This window comes from Paraclostridium sp. (genome assembly GCF_051657365.1).
In the GTDB taxonomy this organism is placed as follows: Bacteria; Bacillota; Clostridia; order Peptostreptococcales; family Peptostreptococcaceae; genus Paraclostridium.
In genome coordinates this window covers 69,232-88,144 of the sequence record NZ_JBOFKN010000170.1, presented here as the reverse complement: position 1 = coordinate 88,144, position 18,913 = coordinate 69,232, and the positions used below count along the sequence as shown (strand labels likewise).

At 25.8% G+C, this 18,913-nt stretch carries 14 protein-coding genes; 10 read left to right on the top strand and 4 right to left on the bottom strand.

The features are described from left to right. The 3 genes from ACRCYC_RS13430 to ACRCYC_RS13420 form a co-directional block, all read left to right on the top strand. Positions 1-1,327: GHKL domain-containing protein (locus ACRCYC_RS13430; RefSeq protein WP_438619644.1), on the top strand; the 1,327-nt coding region annotated here is incomplete at its 5' end. Positions 1,328-1,465: 138 nt separating this feature from the next. Further along, positions 1,466-2,125: an ABC transporter ATP-binding protein gene (locus tag ACRCYC_RS13425; protein WP_438619643.1), complete on the top strand. Its 660-nt coding sequence runs from the start codon at positions 1,466-1,468 to the stop codon at positions 2,123-2,125. A gap of 11 nt (positions 2,126-2,136) precedes the next feature. After that, positions 2,137-4,659: an FtsX-like permease family protein gene (locus tag ACRCYC_RS13420; protein ID WP_438619642.1), complete on the top strand. Its 2,523-nt coding sequence runs from the start codon at positions 2,137-2,139 to the stop codon at positions 4,657-4,659. 41 nt (positions 4,660-4,700) lie between these two features. Here the strand turns inward: ACRCYC_RS13420 and ACRCYC_RS13415 are convergent, their stop codons facing one another. Together ACRCYC_RS13415 and ACRCYC_RS13410 are read right to left on the bottom strand one after the other, a co-directional pair. Then, positions 4,701-6,191, bottom strand: coding sequence for a HAMP domain-containing sensor histidine kinase (locus tag ACRCYC_RS13415; RefSeq protein WP_438619641.1), 1,491 nt, complete (start codon positions 6,189-6,191; stop codon positions 4,701-4,703). Positions 6,192-6,270: 79 nt separating this feature from the next. Further along, on the bottom strand, positions 6,271-6,987 hold the full coding sequence (locus ACRCYC_RS13410; protein ID WP_438619640.1) for a response regulator transcription factor: 717 nt from the start codon (positions 6,985-6,987) through the stop codon (positions 6,271-6,273). A gap of 219 nt (positions 6,988-7,206) precedes the next feature. On the opposite strand from ACRCYC_RS13410, the gene ACRCYC_RS13405 reads away from it, so the two are divergent. Further along, positions 7,207-9,795: an ABC transporter permease gene (locus tag ACRCYC_RS13405; protein ID WP_438619639.1), complete on the top strand. Its 2,589-nt coding sequence runs from the start codon at positions 7,207-7,209 to the stop codon at positions 9,793-9,795. 36 nt (positions 9,796-9,831) lie between these two features. Further along, positions 9,832-10,497 carry an ABC transporter ATP-binding protein gene (locus ACRCYC_RS13400; protein ID WP_438619638.1) on the top strand — a complete coding sequence of 222 codons (666 nt, stop codon included), beginning with the start codon at positions 9,832-9,834 and terminating at the stop codon, positions 10,495-10,497. Positions 10,498-10,628: 131 nt separating this feature from the next. Here the strand turns inward: ACRCYC_RS13400 and ACRCYC_RS13395 are convergent, their stop codons facing one another. After that, positions 10,629-11,816, bottom strand: coding sequence for a class I SAM-dependent methyltransferase (locus ACRCYC_RS13395; RefSeq protein ID WP_438619637.1), 1,188 nt, complete (start codon positions 11,814-11,816; stop codon positions 10,629-10,631). Between the two features lie 158 nt (positions 11,817-11,974). Here ACRCYC_RS13395 and ACRCYC_RS13390 point away from each other — a divergent pair, with 158 nt between their 5' ends. From ACRCYC_RS13390 to ACRCYC_RS13370, 5 genes are all read left to right on the top strand, one after another. Next, the gene (locus tag ACRCYC_RS13390; protein WP_438619636.1) at positions 11,975-13,363 is read left to right on the top strand and encodes an MATE family efflux transporter; all 1,389 of its coding nucleotides are present in this window, start codon (positions 11,975-11,977) and stop codon (positions 13,361-13,363) included. Between the two features lies 1 nt (position 13,364). Beyond that, positions 13,365-14,003, top strand: a complete 639-nt coding sequence (locus ACRCYC_RS13385) for a pentapeptide repeat-containing protein (protein ID WP_438619635.1) — start codon at positions 13,365-13,367, stop codon at positions 14,001-14,003. Between the two features lie 156 nt (positions 14,004-14,159). Further along, on the top strand, positions 14,160-14,849 hold the full coding sequence (locus ACRCYC_RS13380) for a bacteriorhodopsin (protein ID WP_438619634.1): 690 nt from the start codon (positions 14,160-14,162) through the stop codon (positions 14,847-14,849). Positions 14,850-15,280: 431 nt separating this feature from the next. Then, a complete protein-coding gene (locus ACRCYC_RS13375; protein WP_438619633.1) occupies positions 15,281-15,718 on the top strand; it encodes a YaiI/YqxD family protein in 438 nt (145 codons plus the stop codon). A 31-nt stretch (positions 15,719-15,749) separates the two neighbouring features. Next, positions 15,750-16,520 (top strand): YdcF family protein, encoded by a 771-nt coding sequence (locus ACRCYC_RS13370; RefSeq protein WP_438619632.1) that lies wholly within the window; start codon positions 15,750-15,752, stop codon positions 16,518-16,520. 112 nt (positions 16,521-16,632) lie between these two features. On the opposite strand, the gene ACRCYC_RS13365 is transcribed toward ACRCYC_RS13370, so the two are convergent. Further along, positions 16,633-18,792, bottom strand: a complete 2,160-nt coding sequence (locus tag ACRCYC_RS13365) for a DNA topoisomerase (RefSeq protein WP_438619631.1) — start codon at positions 18,790-18,792, stop codon at positions 16,633-16,635. Positions 18,793-18,913 lie beyond the last annotated feature (121 nt).

Genomic DNA, 18,913 nt, shown 5'->3' with positions numbered 1-18,913 from the left:
ACTACTATCTGGAACGATAAATTTAAAAACTAATAAAACTAAGTTGAATTTAAGTTTAGTGATATGCTCAATATTAATTACTTTTATCGAAATAATAGTAATGAGTTTAAGCATATCACTAAATATATCTTTGATTGTAGTTGAAATACCAAAGTTAATAATATATATAACTTTAATATTTATATTTCTATATATTAATTATGAAATGAGTATAGATAGATGTATAGTTATAAGTATCTCTTATGTTTTTGCATTGAAATTAATTAAAGAATTAATTTATTTATTTTTATCTGTACTATGTAATAGAATTAATGAGATGGAATACTGGTGGTACTATACATTGATGTATGATAAATTGGTGATGTTAGAAGTAGCTGTTTTATCTAAGTTATTATTAATATACTTAGTTACAGTATTTAAAATTTTAAAATTGAAAATTAAATTTAATAAAAAAGAATATAGATATATATTTATTTCTATAATAGTAAATTTGATAAGTGCTATATTAATATTTACTATTATATATACAGCAACACAATCAATTACGAATGTTTTTTTAGATATGATTATTATTGGCATTTCAATTAGTACATTGATTTTAAATAGCTTTTTCATGTGGCTGATAATAAGAGTTATAAAAGATAGCAATTTAAGAGCTGAGAATAAGAGTATAAAAGATAATATAGATTTACAATATAAATATTATATAAATATGCAAGAATCTCAACTAAAAATAAAAAATTTATATCATGATATGAAAAATCATATGATATGTATAGAAATTTTATATGTTAAAAATGATTATATAACAAATATAAATAATAAACTTGAAGAATGTACATCTATATTTAATACTAACAATATGATTTTAGACATTATATTAAATGATAAAAAGAACATTTGTCAAAACAAAGGAATAGATTTGTTTGCTGATATAAATTTTAAAGAATGTAATTTTATAGATGTTGCAGATGTATGTAGTATATTTTCAAATATGATAGATAATGCTATAGAAGCTTGTGAAAAGATAGAAGATAAAAGTATAGATAAAAAAATAAAAATAAAAGGTACTGTAGTTAAAAAATTGTATATTATAAAATGTGAAAATACAAAACTTAATAAAGTTAAACTAGAAAATGGAAAAATTATCACAGATAAAAAAGATAAATTTTTACATGGTATAGGCATTAGAAGCATGAAAACTTCGGTAGAAAAATACAATGGAAATTTAGAAATAAATAATTTGGAAAATAAGTTTTTAGTAAATATTTGTATACCTTTAAGAATAGAAAACTTCCACTTGTATTCTCAAAATGTCCAGTTGTAGTTATAATATTGAAAAATAAAATACGAGATGTTATTTTTGTAAGGAAAAGATTAAATATATGAAAAATATTTAATTTGTACTTACTAAAAATAACATCTTTTTTAATTTCCAAATGAAAAATTCGATAGGAGCGATTATATGAGTATTTTAAAAATAAAAAATTTGACTAAAGTATATGGACAAGGAGAAACAGAAGTAAAAGCTTTAAACAATATAAATCTAGAAATAAACAAAGGTGAATTTGTCGTTATAGTAGGAAAAAGTGGAAGTGGAAAAAGTACACTTCTTCATATAATGGCAGGGCTTGAAAAACCAACAAATGGAGATGTAATTATAGATAATATAAATATTTCACAACTAAATGAAAAGGAAAGATCACTTTTGCGAAAAGAAAAAATAGGGCTAATATTTCAGTCATACAATTTAATTCCTGTATTAACGGTTGAAGAAAATATAAAGCTACCAACAATAAATACAGATAATAAAGATGATAAATATATTAATGAACTGATGGAGTTACTTAGTATAAAAGATAGGAAAAATCACTTACCAAATCAACTTTCAGGTGGACAACAACAAAGAGTGGCAATAGGAAGAGCACTTGTAAACAAACCAGCAATCATATTTGCAGATGAGCCTACTGGAAATCTAGATACAAAAACAGAATCAGAGGTTTTAAATCTTTTAAAAGAATCCCAAAGAAAGTTTAATCAAACTCTAATAATGATAACACATAATATAGATATTGCTAAATATGCAGATAGAGTTTTAAAAATTGAAGATGGATATCTTAGATAGTAGGTGAGTATATGAGATTAAATGATATAGTTAAAAAATATATATTTAAAAATAAAAAAAATGCTATTTTGATAATTATAAGTATTATAATTTCTACTGCATTATTTTTAGTAATGAATATAATCAGTGAAGATGCAAGAAATTTAATTATTGACCAATCAAAAAAAGAATTAGGAACAAAGCATGCCTCATATGCTTACCCAACAAATGAAAATTTAAATTTCTTAAAAAACAATCCCAATATAGAAAAAGTAGGAACATCGTTATTATTAGGTATTCACGATATCGGGAATGGGCAAATGTTACAAATAATAGCTGATGATAAAAATGCGCAGGAATTATCTGAAAGCTATAAACTGGAAAAAGGTAATTTACCTATTAAAGAAAATGAAATTGCAATAGATAGTTGGTATATAGAACAAAAAGATATACAAAATCCAATAGGAAAAACTATAAAACTAGACTATAAAAATTACAACTCAAAAGGCGAAGTAGTTTACAAAGGGGAAAAAGACTTTAAGATAACTGGGATTTTAAAATCGAGTCATATTCTAAAAGCTCAGGGAACATCGCTTGGGTGTATAACTGAAGAAAGTGCTAAGAAGAATATACCTTTGGAAAATAAATATGATCAAGCTATATTTAAATTTACAAAAGAAAAAAATATACAAAAACAAGTTGAGACTCTTGTTAAAGATGGAAATTTAAAAAAAGATAATATGAATTTGAATAATCCATTAATATTAGCAATGTCAGATAGTTTGAGTTTAAAGATACCATATATAATAGTTAATATAATTCTTGCTCTAGCAACTATATTATTAATATATAATATTTTTTACACGCTAGTATATAGTAGGACTAAAGACTTCGGTATATTAAGAGCAGTAGGATTTATCCCAACAGATATTTCAAAAATAATGGTTTTAGAAGTACTTATATATACAGTTATAAGTATTCCTATAGGGTTGTTATTAGGTGGAGTGGTAGTAGAATTATCGAGAAGTTATGTAATAGGAGCTATATATGATATTAACTATGTAAACTCAATTAAAAGTAATAATTATTTAAGTGTATATATAATATCAGCTTCATTGAGTATATTAACAATAGCAATAGCAGTATTAAAACCACTTATAATGTCATATAAAACTGATCCTATGGTTTGTATGAGAAGAAGTGAAGAAAAAATAAAAATAAACCAAAATTCAATTATAACTAAATTTATGACAAAGTATTTTAAGGATTATGGAAATATAGCTTCTAAAAACCTTCAACGTAATAAAAAGCGTACAAGGTTGGCTGTAGCATCTATGACGATTATTATATTCTTAATGATGACAGTATATACAAAATCTACAAGTAATTTTTTGAATAATAATGAATTAAGACATTGGATACCAGGTGATTACTTGATGCACAACATTGACATATATAGTGCTATGGATAATCAAATGGGGTATGACAAAAGTACATTAGAACAAATAAGAAAGATAGATGGAGTTAAAAAGGTAGAAGCATCTAGAGTTAAACTATTGCATATAGATATAGATATTAATAAAATAGATAAAAATTCGACTTATTGGAAAAAATCAAAAGATCATTTTGAACAAAAGGCAGATATTATAGAACTTAGAGAAGGAAGTAAAGCATATAGAGAAAGTTTTGAGGTTATGGGAATTGAAAATATAGATATATTAGATAAAGTGCTTATAGAAGGCAAAGAAAATATAAAAAAATTAAATGATGAGCCATATATATACATAGATAAAAATTCAAGTGAAAAATTTAAGCTAAAAGTAGGTGATAGAGTAAAAGTTAACTTTGAGATAATTGATGTTAAATCAAATGAATATAAAGAAACTTTATCCAAAAAATTTACTGTTGGAGGAATAATGGGTTCAATACCATTAACTTCTCAAGGCGCAGGAGCAGAATTTGGAGCTGTAATGTCAGCTAATCAAATGGATAAGTTTACTGGAGTTAAATCCTATGAAAGATTTGATGTATGGACTAGCAAACTAGCAAATGATAGTTATGTAGAGGATAAATTAGATAAGATAATAGATAAAAGTGATAAAGGAATACTAATACCATATAAATCTGAAGCTGGTAAAATTGAAAAAGGTGATAATCAAAAAACATTAGTTATGATAATTGTAGTAGGAGTTATAATTACTTTATCTTTATTTAACTGTTGTAATATTATAATTACAAGTATAAATAGTAGAACCAGAGAATTTGCACTTTTTAGAGGTATTGGAATATCAAAAGATGAGATAGCAAAAATAGTTAAACTAGAGGGATTTGTATATGTTGGAATGGGATTTGTTATTGCTATAGTTCCTAGTTTAATGGTTAGAAGTATAATAATAAAAGATTTTACTAACATTCATTTAATAAATCTAAAATTTATATTAGCTGGGATACTTATTTGTGGAATGTTACTGGCTATAATTATGCTTATAATAGTAAAAACATTAAAACAGATACAAAAAGAAGACTTTATAGAACAAATTAAAACTTTGGAATAAAACATAATAAGGGGTAACTAATTGTTACCCCCTTATTAATTTTATGAAGCTTCGCATTTACTTAAATTTTGAATGATTTTAAACTTAAGTTTAACTTTAAATAAATCACCATCTATATCTAATTCAAGGTTTCCACCTTGCATTTCAACTAAATTTTTAGAAATTGAAAGGCCAAGACCACTTCCGCTAGTATTTCTTGAAACATCACCACGAACAAATCTTTCTAGAAGTTCATCTGGAGAAATATTTAACTTATGATTAGAAATATTTTTCATAGTAATTAAAACGTTATCGCAATCTGTATCTACATCTACATATACTCTAGTATTGGGCATAGAATATTTGACTGCATTAGAAATAAGATTGTCAAATACCCTAAACATTCGTCTACCATCTATATTAGTAAAAATAGGTTCATTTGGAGTATTTACTACAAAATCTAATGTAGAAGATTCTATTTTGTCATCTAGTTCTACAATGCTTTGAATTAGAAGCTCTTTTATATCTGTTTTTTCAAAATGAAGATCTATATCCCCACTACTGATTTTAGAAGCTTCAAAAATATCGTCTACCAAATTTTTAAGTCTTAAAGATTTTTTATCAAGAATATCTAAATAATTTTTAGTAGTTTGTTTATTTAAATCATTATTTTTTAATATATCTATATAACTAATAAGAGAAGTAAGTGGAGTTTTTAGGTCATGACTTACATTAGTTATAAGTTCGGTTTTCATTTTTTCATTTTTAAGTTGAGCTTCTAAAGCCTTATCTAAACCCTCACCAATATTATTTATACTAGTTGCAATAGAAGCAAGTTCATCATTTCCAATAACATCTAGTTTATATTTTAAATTTCCATTTTCTACATTTTTTATATTACGTTCTAAATACTCTATATAATCTATTTTTTCTTCTATTTTCTTATAAATGTATGAATAGCATATTAGACTTATACTTGATAGATAAATACCTCTAGTTAATGCATATACAGGCCAAGAATTAAAAATAATCATTGTCAGAAATATAAAAATAAATTGAGCTACTATAGCCAATACAAATATAGTAGATATTTTTTTTATTAATGTATTTGCATTGTTTTTAGAAATGAATTTTTTTATTAACTGTATAGAAATAAATCTCAATTGAATATTATGTTTGCTAGAACAAATGCTGAGATAAAATAGATAAATCATCCAAGAAATTATGATATTAGCTATAATTAAATCTGTATCATAAAATTCCATAGTACGCTTCCAAACTGAATATCTACTCATAAAAACAAATATTATACAAATTGTAATTAGTTCAATAGATGCGAAATTTATTAATTTAACTGAAGCATTTATAAGTTTAACCTCAGATTTACGGTTAAATATATAGAATGTAAAAGAAATTAAGGATATTATAGAAGTAATAAAAGCAATGTTTTTTTGAATTACCAATAGTTCAGTTTTAGGATGTTCATTAACTATACCAAATAAATAATATTTAGGTATAAATTCAGTAGTAGATTCACCTAAAAAATTAAACATAATATTAAAACACACCTCAAATAATATCGATAAGGCTATAAAAAGTACAAATAAAGATAAAAACTTTAAATATGGATTATTAATAAATAATTTTTTCAATTTTGTAGCCAATTCCCCACACCACCTTCAAATATTTTGGTTCTTTTGGATTTATCTCTATTTTTTCTCTAATCCTTCTTATATGTACAGCAACAGTTTTTTCACAATTATAAGCAATATCATCCCAAACTTTTTCATAAATGTCTTTAGAAGAAAAAACCATACCCTTATTTTCAAGTAAAAATTCCAACATTTTAAATTCAATAGGTGTAACCTTAACAACCTCACCATCTAATGTAACAACTTTAGTATCTTTATTTAAACAAAGACCACCACTAATAAGTACACAAGCACTATCATCACAATTAACATCTTCACCTCTATGATTCAAATTAATAAACCTTCTAAGTTGAGATTTAACACGAGCTATAAGCTCTAACGGATTGAAAGGTTTAGTAACATAATCATCTGCCCCCATATTAAGCCCTAAAATCTTGTCCATATCCTGATTTTTAGCAGATAAAAGAATTATAGGTATATTATTATCTTCACGTATCTTAAGTGTTGCTTTAAGTCCATCCATATTAGGCATCATAACATCCATAATAACTAAATCTATATTATTATCTATTAAACTTTCAATAGCTTCTAAACCATCATAAGCTTTTAAAATATTAAATCCTTCTGGTTTTAAATAAAACTCTATAGCTTCAACTATTTCTTTATCATCATCAACTATTAATATATTTTCGCACATTAAAAATCACTCCTTTAAAATAATTATAACATAGAGTTTTCGCAAATAAGCTTATAAACTATACTCTAAATTATTAAGAATTTATTACGAAAGTGTTTAATTATTACAATTTATCAACAAAGTTTGTACAATGAATCTAAATTCCTTTTTATGTAAAAAAACTAAGATACAATTCTCTTATAAAAGCAATTAGCTTAAAAAAGAGAGGGGTAATAAGCAATGCGAAAAAAATTAAATTTAGGGCTTAGATATATGAAAACATATAAAGCAAGATCCTTTGCAATTATACTAAGCATAGTTTTATCAGTAGCAATGATTGTAGGAATATTAACTTTAACAAAAACAGAAGACATGAATAGTTTACAAACTATGAAATACAACACAGGAATATATCATACAACTTTTAAAGATTTAAATGATAAGCAATTAAAAATAATAGAAAATAGTGAAAATCTAGAAAATGTAGGAGCTTTTAATTTTCATGGAATAACTACAGATAAAGAAAAACAATCTGTAATAATGGTCAATTGTAATGAAGATTATATAATTTCAAATTCAAGACTTGAAAAAGGAAGATTTGCAAAGGCTAGAAATGAAATTGTAGCTGAAGAATGGGTATTAAAAAATCTTGGATTAGAACCTAAGTTAAATCAAACTATAAAACTTAACATTGAAGATACAAATAAAAATGTTAAAGATGAAGAATTTAAGTTAGTAGGAATTATAAAAGATAGACCAACAGAAAAGCAAATTGGTAAAATGCAAATGTATTTACCTCTACAAAAAAATAGTGAACACTTAGAGGTTGGACTAGCATTTAATGAAAAAATAGATATTCCAACTTACATATTAGAGTTAGCTAAAAAAGCTAATGTAAATAAAGATAATATATCAAGTTCAGATGATTTAATAACAATATCACGAGATGCAAATAATGTTAGCTTAAATACAGTTTTAAGTGCATTAACTATAAGTTTAATATGTGGAGTGGTAGTATATAGTATTTTCAATATATCTATGTACAAAAGATTTAAAGAATATGGCATATTAAGGGCAATAGGAGCTAGGAACTTTAAAGTATTTAAACTTATATTAAATGAATTAATGAGTTTATCACTTATAGGAATACCTATAGGAATTGTATTAGGGCTTATAGTTTCAGCTATATCTAATAAATATGCAAGTGAACTAAAAACAAATATAGCTTTAAATGGAGAAATAATAAAATTACATATGATTTACCCAATTACTGAAATCATATTAGCTATACTGTTTATGATTGTAATATTATTGTTAATAGCATTTTTTACTTATAGAAAAATAAATAAGCTATCAATAATAGATGCTATAAAAGGAAATAGAAAAGCTGACAATATAAAAAGAAATATGATAACTGTTAAAATATTAAGAAAATATATGAAGACTTATAAAGCTATATCATTTAAAAATATATTGAGAAATAAAAAGAGATGTATAATGATAATTTTATCTATGAGTATATGTGGAATATTATTTATAAATTCAAACTATAAATTACATTTATCTCAAGAAGATGATTTTATAATAGATAGAGCTATGTATAGCAACTCTGATATGAGGATAGATGTATATGGAACTGAAAATCAAAGAGGTGGATTAACTAAAGATGATATAAATAAAATTGAAAATATAGCTGGAGTAAAAGAAGTAGTAAAATCTCAAATAATGAACGGCAGAATGGTTATGGATGAAAAGGATATAACCAATAAAGGCTACTTTGAAAGTGAAAATAAATCAATAAGAGGAGAGAGATTATTTAAAGGATATTTAGTAAAAGACAAGTTAAACAATGAGCTTATATTAAAACAAAATCTTAGAGGATATGATGATAAGGCATTAAAATATCTAAATAATTATTTAGTTGAAGGTAATATAGACATTGAGAAAATGAAAAATGAAGATTTAGCAGTAGTCTATATACCTAGAGTTACAGAAGAAAAACATGAAGGTGAAACATATTATGAAACTATAGACAATGGAAAGCCAGTTGCAGATATAAAAATAGGAGACACTGTAAAAGTTAAATTTAGAGAAGATGGAGAAAGACCGATAGAATTTATAACGTTAGAAGATAAAGATGCTAAATACATTGAAAAAGAATTTAAAGTAGGTGCAATAGTTAGTTATCCATTTATGGCAGAAGATACATACACATCAGATGAATGTATAGATGTAATAGTTAGTGATAATAAATTTAAACAAATTACAGGAAGTGAAGCTTATCAAGCTATAAATATAAATTTAGAGCAAGGCGCAAATGACAAAAAAGTATATGATGAAATTTTAAAAACTACTATAAAAGTAAATGGGGCAATGGCTAGAAACATAATTGAAGAAAAATCAAATAGAGATGCTATGTATGAAAAATCTAGAATTTATAATGCTGGAATGGTAGTAGTACTATTTATAATAGCTATTGTAAATATAGTAAACAACATAAGTCAAAGTATACTAGATAGAACTAATGAATTTGGAATGCTAAGAGCTGTAGGGCTTAACAACAAAGACTTCAAAAAGATGATAATATTTGAGGGGCTTATATATACACTTATATCAAGCTTAATTATTATAGGTGTATCTTTAGTATTAAATAAAATGACTTATAATTCTTTTGGACTTTCAAAATATGGAATAGATTTTAGTATAAGATATATGGATTATATATTAATTATAGGACTAAACACTTTAGTTGGAGTACTTACAACATATTTACCAGCTAAAAAATTAGAAAAAATAAGTGTGGTTGAAATGGTGAATATAAACGAATAACTAGATATTTAAAATATAAATTTGGAGGGAAATAATATGTCAATTTTAGAGACTATAAATTTATCAAAAACTTATGGAAGTAAAGAAAGCAAAGTAAATGCGCTTGATAATATAAATATAAATATAGAAAAAGGGGAGTTCGTAGCTGTAATAGGACCAAGTGGAAGTGGTAAAAGTACACTACTACATTTATTAGGAGGACTTGAAAGGTTAAGTGGGGGAAGTATAAAAGTAAATGGAAAAGATATAAGTAAATTAAAAGACAAAGACCTTGCAGAGTACAGAAGAAAAGAAGTTGGGTTTGTATTTCAACAATATAATTTAATACCAGTATTAAATGTAGAAGAAAATATAGAACTTCCTCTTATGTTAGGAAATGATGATATAGATGAAATATATATAAGCGAATTAATCGAAATACTAGGGCTTAAAGAAAGAAAAACACATCTTCCAAGTCAATTATCAGGAGGACAACAACAAAGAGTAGCAATAGGTAGAGCATTGTCGACAAAGCCAAGTATAATACTTGCTGATGAACCTACAGGAAACTTAGACAGTAAAACTACAGAAGAAGTAATGGAACTACTTAAAAAATCTATTAAAAAGTTTAATCAAACTTTAATAGTTATAACTCATGATATAAACATAGCTAAAAAAGCAGATAGAATAATTAATATAGTAGATGGGCATATAAAATTATAAAAAATAGGTAAATTAAAGGGGGGTACCATTTTAGTACCCCCCCATTATTATGTAAATATTAAAAAATGTACATATTTCTCAATACAATTGACTTAATTATAACAAGAAATCTACTCATTTTTCATATTAAATTAATCTTCATACATATAAGCTCTAGTCATGCTAATTTCATTATTAACACCTTTGCTTATTAAAATTTGATGTAAATCTATAACTCCATTATTAAAGCAAGCAGCGCAAGAAGTTAAATATAAATCCCACATTCTTACAAACTCTTCACCAAACATACCTCTTACAGTATCTCTTTCTTTATCAAAGTTTTTATACCACTCAATTAAAGTTCTTGTATAATGTCTTCTTAAACTTTCTACATCTAATGTATAGAAATTGTAGTTAGGGAATAAATCTATAATTTCACGTAAAGATGGAATAACACCACCTGGGAATATATATTTTTTAATCCAAGCATCACCAGGAGACTCAGTAAGACCGCTTATGTAATGTAGTAAAAATAATCCTTTCGGCTTTAATACACTATCTACATTTTTTAAGTATAATTCGTAATGTTCACGACCAACATGTTCAAGCATACCAACACTTACTATTTTATCAAAAGTCATTCCAGAATGTTCAAGATCTCTATAATCCATAAGTTTAACTTCTAAATAATCTTCAAGATTTTCTTCTATAATTCTTTCTTGGAATTTTTTATATTGCTCTTCACTTAAAGTAATACCAGTTCCTTTTATCTTATATTTTTTGGCAGCTTCTATAAGTAAGTAACCCCACCCACAACCTATATCTAATAAAGTTTCACCTTCTGATAATTGAAGTTTATTTAAGATATGGTGTATTTTATTCATTTGAGCTTCGTATAAAGTATCATTTTCATTTTTAAAGTAAGCACAAGAATAGCTAAGTGTTTTGTCTAACCAAAGGCTATAAAAATCATTACCAAGATTATAGTGATAACAAACTTCAGATTTTTGTTTTTTTTCATTACCAGCTTTAGAAAATATTTTTCCAAGTTTTGAAAAATTAGTATGGAAATGATCTTTTTGACAACCAAATAAAGTATCTAGAGTAACTAATAAATCCCCATCGATACTAATATCATTTCGCATGTAAGCTTCTCCTAGGGTTAAAGATGTGCTAGTTAATAAATCTTTCTTGCTTAGTGGAGAGTTAAAACAAACTTTAAAGCTTGGTTCACCTTGTCCAACTAAAAATTCCTCACCGTCCCAAAGCTTAACTTCGAATGGGTTTGAATGAAGCTTTGAAACAAATTCTTTAATAAATATTTTGTCTATATTGTTCATATTTAACGTCACCTCTTTAATTTGAATACCCATAAGTTATGAAGCAAAACATCATAAAATTAAAAATTTAGAAAATTTAGGCCTTGACTGTAGAGTAACTATATACCTTATAGTATTAATATAAGTTATTTAGAAAGATTATAATCAAGGAGGATTAAATGGATAATTCATTAGCAAAAAGTTTTACATTTTCATCACTTATAAAGTTTACTATACCATCTATTGTAATGTTGGTATTTATATCTTTATACACAATCGTTGATGGAGTATTTGTATCAAGATTTGTAAATACAGATGCACTGTCGGCAGTTAATATAGTATATCCCTTTATAAATGTTGTAATAGCAGTAGCAGTAATGTTAGCAACAGGAAGTAGTGCGGTTATAGCCAAAAAACTTGGAGAAAACAAAGAAAGAGAAGCTAAAGAAAACTTTACTTTAATAATAGTGTTAGGATTAATTTTAGGAATTATAATAGCTTTATTAGGATTAATATTTGCAAAACCAATTCTAAATATTATGGGTTCAACAGAAAGTCTATACGATTATTGTATGGATTATTTTTTAGCACTTCTTATATTTGTGCCTGCATTTATAGTGAACTTATTATTTCAATACTTAACAATTACAGCAGGAAAACCAAATGTAGGATTAATACTTACTATAATTGGTGGGCTTACTAATATGATATTAGATTATGTATTTATAGTACCTATGAATATGGGAATATCAGGAGCAGCTATTGCAACTGGATTAGGTAATTTATTACCTTCAATACTTGGAACTATATATTTTATGAAAAAGAAATCAATACTTTACTTTGTAAAACCAAAACTAGATTTTAAAGTCATAGCAAATACTTGTGCAAATGGTTCGTCAGAAATGGTAACTAACCTTTCAACAGGAGTAACTACAATGTTATTTAATATAGTTATGATGAAACTTTTAGGTTCAGATGGAGTAGCAGCTATAACTATAGTTTTATATGGACAATTTTTAATAACTTCTGCATATATAGGATTTTCTTCTGGTGTAGCACCAATTATAAGTTATAATTATGGTAATGAGAATAAAGTAGAGCTTAAAAAACTAATTAAATACAGCACCAAATTTATAGCTATGAGTTCTGTAACACTGTTTATAATATCAATGGTGTTTGCACCAAATATAGTTGGAATATTTTCACCAAAAGGAACAAATGTATTTGATATAGGTTATACAGGCTTTATGATATTTTCTATTAGTTTTTTAGTAACTGGAGTAAATATATTTGCATCATCAATGTTTACTGCATTTTCCAATGGGAAAATATCAGCAACTATATCATTTTTAAGAACTTTTGTATTTATAATATCAGGGATAATAATTTTACCTATATTTTTAGGTGTAAATGGAGTATGGCTGTCAGTACCAATGGCAGAGACGTTATCTATGATAATATCTATAGTGTTCATATATAAATATAGAAATACTTATGGATATGGAAAGCAAGCTGAAACTCAAAAAACTGATAAAAAGAAGTCATATAAAGATATAAAGGAGTTTTAGAATGAAACATAAAATACAAGAACCCAAAATAAGTAATAATTTAGAAGAAATTTATGATGTAATTGATGAAATTTTTGAAGAAGAATATCTTGAAAATAAAATAGTAGAAAATACTACTATATCAGGAATTTATGAAGTTAGAGTAAGTTTCAATTCTTGTATATTTAAAAATGTAGTATTTGAAAATTGTGATTTTAGAAAAATTGATATAACAGATGTAATATTTGAAAATTGTAATATGTCTAATATAAATTTTAGTGACAGTGGAATATATAGAGCAAAATTTATAAACTGCAAATTAACAGGAACTAAGTTTGAAGATGCTATATTAAAAGATGTAGTATTTAAAGAAAGTTTAGGAAGATATTCTAATTTCTCTTTTTCAAAATTTAAGGGTGTATCTATTGAAGATTCAGATTTTCAAAGTGGAGTTTTTCAAGAAGTTGATAACCATAAATTAGTATTAGATTCAAATAACTTAAATAGTTGCGTATTCACAGGAACATCTCTAAAAGGTGTGGATTTTTCTACTTGTGATATAGAAGGTTGCGAGTTTAAATTACAAAATTTAGCAGGCGGAACTTTTTCAGTTTCACAAACATTAGAATTAGCAAAACTTATGGGAATTATAATAAAATAGATTAAAATAGACTGGTATTGAAGGTATAAAACCTTAAAATCAGTCTATTTTAATTTAAATAAGTAAAGTGGTTTATATATGGGGTAAGCGAATTTTTTTCAATTAATTGGGAAAACTTACTTATAAAGATTAAAATACTGAAAGGATATAATAAGTATGAATCAAGAAATTATAGTTTTAACATGGATTTGTACAGTAATAATGTTGATAGGTATGTTAATACTGTTTATAATGAAAAAAAAATATAATGATGTCTCGAATGTTTTTTATGGACTTAGTTTTTTAATATTAACTATTTCTATTATTTTATATATATTTGCAGCTACTAATTTTCATATATACATAAATGATGATCCCTTATATTTAAATAGATATTTGGACTGGATATTAACAACACCATTTTTATTAATTATAGTTTGTTTAATTGGAATGTATTATGAAAGCAGAAATGAAAAATTAATATTAAGAGTAGTTACAATAAATATAGTAATGATATTATGTGGCTTAGTTAGCGACTTATCTATTGGAATTAATCAATATATATGGTTAGTTATAGGCTTAATTTCATTTTGCATAATACTATATTTAATTTGGGGTCCAATTGAAAATATAGCAAGTACACAAGGTTGTGATGTGTATAGGTTATATAAGTTGTTAGCAGTATATATTACTGTAGTATGGATTGGTGGTTCAGTACTAAGAGCTAGTAGTCCAGAATTATTAGGGTTATTAAATTATAAAGCATATTTTTATTTAATATTAATATTCCCAGCTATTTATAAACTTGGATTTATATTTTTAACTTTAAAGGGACTTAAAACCATAGCAAAAAATAATATAAATTAAATTAGAAAATATATAAAATAAGTAGGAAAACGTTAAAATAAATTGAAAATTAAAATTTAATTTAACGTTTTTTTATGCTCTGTCATAAAAAATTTTTTTTTCAAAAAAAAACTATTTTACTATAGATTTTATAAAAAAGATGTAGTATTATTTAAACATAGGCAACAAGATTAGACAAAAAATCAAAGCATAAGACAATAGGAAATGACATAATTTGTAATATATATTAAAAGGACAATCATCCCAATGATTCCTTATAACCTTTAGATAAAATACTATCCCCCCATAAAATAGTATTTTAACCTAATACCCACCCTTTAAAAGACTGCATCGGAAGCGGTCTTTTTTTTTACCCATTTTAGGACTATAATTAGATTAATAGGGAGTAATGAAAAGTTACGTCTATATACAAGGTATATGAGGAGAAAAATATGAAAATCTTAATAGATGCAGATGGGTGTCCGGTTGTAGATACAACAATAAAAGTAGCAAAGAAATTTAACATAGAAACTATAATAATGTGTGACACAGCTCATATGTTTAACAAACCAGGAGTTGAAACAATAACACTTCCAAAAGGAGCAGATTCAGTAGATTTTGCATTAGTTAACAAAGTAAGCAAAGGCGATATTGTAGTAACACAAGATTATGGACTAGCAGCAATGGTTTTATCAAAATGTGGATATCCAATAAATCAAAATGGGAAAGTATATACAAATGAAAATATAGACCAATTATTATTTACAAGACATCTATCAAAAAAAGCAAGAAACTCAGGATCAAGAATGAAAGGACCAAAAAAGAGGCAAAAAGAAGATGATATAAAATTTGAACAAAGTTTAATAAATCTGATAAACACATATATTTAAAATGTTACAACGAGGGAGATAATTAGGACATATGAAAAAATCTTATTTATTAATAGGAGCAATATTAGTTAGTATATTAATAATTTTTATAAACGGGGTGAATTTTTCGGATTTATTTGTAGTAGCTAGTATTTGGATTATATATTTTAGTTTTATATTAACAAGTTTAGCTAAATCAAAACAGAAAAAATATTTAACATTAATATCTAAAGTATACAATTTTTTAGTAGTTATATTTATAACTTCATTTATAATTATAGAATTGGCTTTGATAATAAATATAAATCAATTTAAAGAAGCCAAAGAAATAGAAAATGTAAATTATTTAATAGTATTGGGAGCAGGACTTGATGGATATGAAGTTGGGAATATACTAAAATCAAGACTAGATAAAGCTATTGAATATTACAACTTAAATAAAGATACACAGATAATAGTATCAGGTGGGCAAGGCAAAGATGAACTTATATCGGAGGCAGAGGCCATGAGTAGATATTTAATAGAACAAGGAGTTAATAAAAAACAAATTGTAAAAGAAGATAAAGCAACTACAACTTTGGAAAATATAAAATTTAGTAAAGAAATTTTAAAAAATAGAAAAGATGAAAACGAAAAATTACTTATAGTAACTAATGAATTTCATTTAACTAGGGCTATTTTGATATCTAATATACTGGGAATGGAAAGTGATGGATTAGCATCAAAAACTCCGATTAAAGTTAGAATAAATTATTTAATAAGAGAATACCCAACAATGATAATAGATATTACAAGAACTCTTTTTCAATCTCTAAATAATTAAAAAAGGATATGTAAAAATAGCAGCAAAGGAGGAATGTGTAAGTTTTAGACACATTTCAAAGCACTTTTTCAGCTTTGTGATCAAAACTTATACGCTCCTCCTTTGTGTCCTCCTATTTAGAAATATCCTCTTTTTCAAACTCCATATCCCAAGCGAAATATCCGTTATCTTTTTTAGTATATTTTAGGATGGCATCGAATTTACTACCATTTTTACTAGTTAATCCTTTAACCTTAGCAAAACCATTTTTCAAAATACTTTTAACCATAGTTTTATTAGGTTTTTTCTTTAAAGCTACTAAAAACTTATCCGTATTCCAAATTCCAAATTTACACTCTTTATAATTAGTACAAATATATCCTTTAGAACATTCGACAACATCATTTTGGCAAACAGGACACTTACCAAAACTTTCTTGATTAGCCCCATCGCTAGAAAATGAGCCCTTAGAGTACCTCTTAGTCTTAGGGTTATAACTATAAACCTCAGTACTAATATTTTTATTAGAATCCCGTTTAATAGCTTCAACGCCATTTACTATAAAGGTCATTATATTAGTTAAATATTCACTTCTAGTAAACTCACCTCTTTGAATATCACTTAAACTTTTTTCAAGTTTACCAGTATAGTCAACATCAAGTAAATCTTTTAAGGGGAATATCTCAACTAAATTTTTACCTAAATCAGTTATATAGTAAGATTTACCTTTCTTATTAACATAGCCAACCTCAGCTATTTTCTTTAAAACCTCAGCACGAGTTGCAGAAGTACCTATAGAATATCCTGATAAAACAGCACTATCTTCATCAGAAACATTTTTACCACAGTTTTTCATAGCTTTTAGCAAAGTATCTTCAGTATATGACTTAGGAGGTGTAGTTTGTTTAGTTAGTATATCCATCTTTAAAACATCGACAACTTCATCTTTGTTAACTAAAGGAAGTAAATCGTCTTTTTCTTCTTTATTGTACACTTCTAAATATCCTTTTATCTTAAGAACCTTACCCTTAGTTAAAAACTTATGATCATTGACAAAAGTGTGGATTTCAGTATTTTCATACTCAGCAGGAGGCATAAAGTTAGCTATAAATCTATCTTTAATCGCAGTATATACAATTTCCTCATCAGGAGTTAACTTATTAGGAATTATATAAGTAGGCATTATTGCACTATGGCTGTCTACTTTAGATGAATCGAAAACTCTTTTAGTTTTAGCAAACTTAATTTTATTTTCATAAGGAAGACCAACTTTAAGTTTTTCTAAAGTTTGAGAAGCCTTATCAGCTAAACTTTCTTCCAAGAAAATAGAATCCGTTCTAGGATAAGTAATATATCCTCCCTTACCTTTACCTTCATATAAGGATTGACATACTTTTAATACCTTATCAGAAGTAAAACTAGAGTATTTAGATGTAATATATCCTTGAAGTGAAGTTAAACTGAATAATTTAGGAGCATATTCTTTAGAAGTCGTAACTTTCTTTTCTTTAACTACACCAGTATCAGAAGTAATACTATCTATTACTTTATTAGCATCATCTATACTATCGAACTTTGATTCTTTTCCTTTTATATACTTACCTTTATAATTTCCATTACCACTTTTGAAATTTCCTTCTATTTCGTAGTAAGTCTTTGGAACAAAGTGAGCTATTTCCATGTCTCTATCATAAACTAACTTTACAGTAGGAAGTATAACTCTACCTATGTTTAAAAGTTTTCCATTACCATACTTTAAAGTAGTCATAGAAGTAAAGTTAATTCCAATTAACCAGTCAGTTATAAGTCTAGTATATCCGGCTGCTTGTAAATTTCTCATTTGCTCATCTGTTTTTAAAGTAGCAAGACCTCTTTTTATATCTTCAGGAGTCCATTCGTTAACCAATATTCTTTTTACTGGTTTTTTATTTTTAGCTGTTAGAAAAATTAAAAAAGCTATAAGTTCACCTTCACGGTCATTATCTGTAGCATTTATTATTTCATCTACATCGTTTCTATGAAGCAGTGATTTTACTATATTAAATTGCTTAGTTTTAGACCCATCAACTTTAAATCTAAATTTATCAGGTATAAACGGAAAGTTTTCGCTTTTCCAAGAGCCTGCATAAGATTTATCGTAATCTTTAACATCATATAAAGAAACAAGGTGCCCAACCGCATAAGTAACTATATAATTATTTCCTTCAAAATATCCATCGTGTTTAGTTTTAGCACCTAAGAAAGATGCTATTGTTTTTGCAACAGAGGGTTTTTCTGCTAATATTAGTTTCATACTTAAACCTCCTTAATAAAACCTAATAAATATATTAGCATATAAAAAGAAGATACTTCAATAAAATTATTAAAACTATATCATAATACTTTATACTTTAAGATACAAAAAATATGGTTGG

Excerpts from the sequence above, each read along its gene's own strand:
- ACRCYC_RS13390 (WP_438619636.1), top strand. The coding sequence starts at position 11,975 with ATGGATAATTCATTAGCAAAAAGTTTTACATTTTCATCACTTATAAAG.
- ACRCYC_RS13400 (WP_438619638.1), top strand. The coding sequence starts at position 9,832 with ATGTCAATTTTAGAGACTATAAATTTATCAAAAACTTATGGAAGTAAA.
- ACRCYC_RS13425 (WP_438619643.1), top strand. The coding sequence starts at position 1,466 with ATGAGTATTTTAAAAATAAAAAATTTGACTAAAGTATATGGACAAGGA.
- ACRCYC_RS13395 (WP_438619637.1), bottom strand. The coding sequence starts at position 11,816 with ATGAACAATATAGACAAAATATTTATTAAAGAATTTGTTTCAAAGCTT.
- ACRCYC_RS13405 (WP_438619639.1), top strand. The coding sequence starts at position 7,207 with ATGCGAAAAAAATTAAATTTAGGGCTTAGATATATGAAAACATATAAA.
- ACRCYC_RS13365 (WP_438619631.1), bottom strand. The coding sequence starts at position 18,792 with ATGAAACTAATATTAGCAGAAAAACCCTCTGTTGCAAAAACAATAGCA.
- ACRCYC_RS13415 (WP_438619641.1), bottom strand. The coding sequence starts at position 6,191 with ATGTTTAATTTTTTAGGTGAATCTACTACTGAATTTATACCTAAATAT.
- ACRCYC_RS13380 (WP_438619634.1), top strand. The coding sequence starts at position 14,160 with ATGAATCAAGAAATTATAGTTTTAACATGGATTTGTACAGTAATAATG.
- ACRCYC_RS13375 (WP_438619633.1), top strand. The coding sequence starts at position 15,281 with ATGAAAATCTTAATAGATGCAGATGGGTGTCCGGTTGTAGATACAACA.
- ACRCYC_RS13370 (WP_438619632.1), top strand. The coding sequence starts at position 15,750 with ATGAAAAAATCTTATTTATTAATAGGAGCAATATTAGTTAGTATATTA.
- ACRCYC_RS13410 (WP_438619640.1), bottom strand. The coding sequence starts at position 6,987 with ATGTGCGAAAATATATTAATAGTTGATGATGATAAAGAAATAGTTGAA.
- ACRCYC_RS13420 (WP_438619642.1), top strand. The coding sequence starts at position 2,137 with ATGAGATTAAATGATATAGTTAAAAAATATATATTTAAAAATAAAAAA.
- ACRCYC_RS13385 (WP_438619635.1), top strand. The coding sequence starts at position 13,365 with ATGAAACATAAAATACAAGAACCCAAAATAAGTAATAATTTAGAAGAA.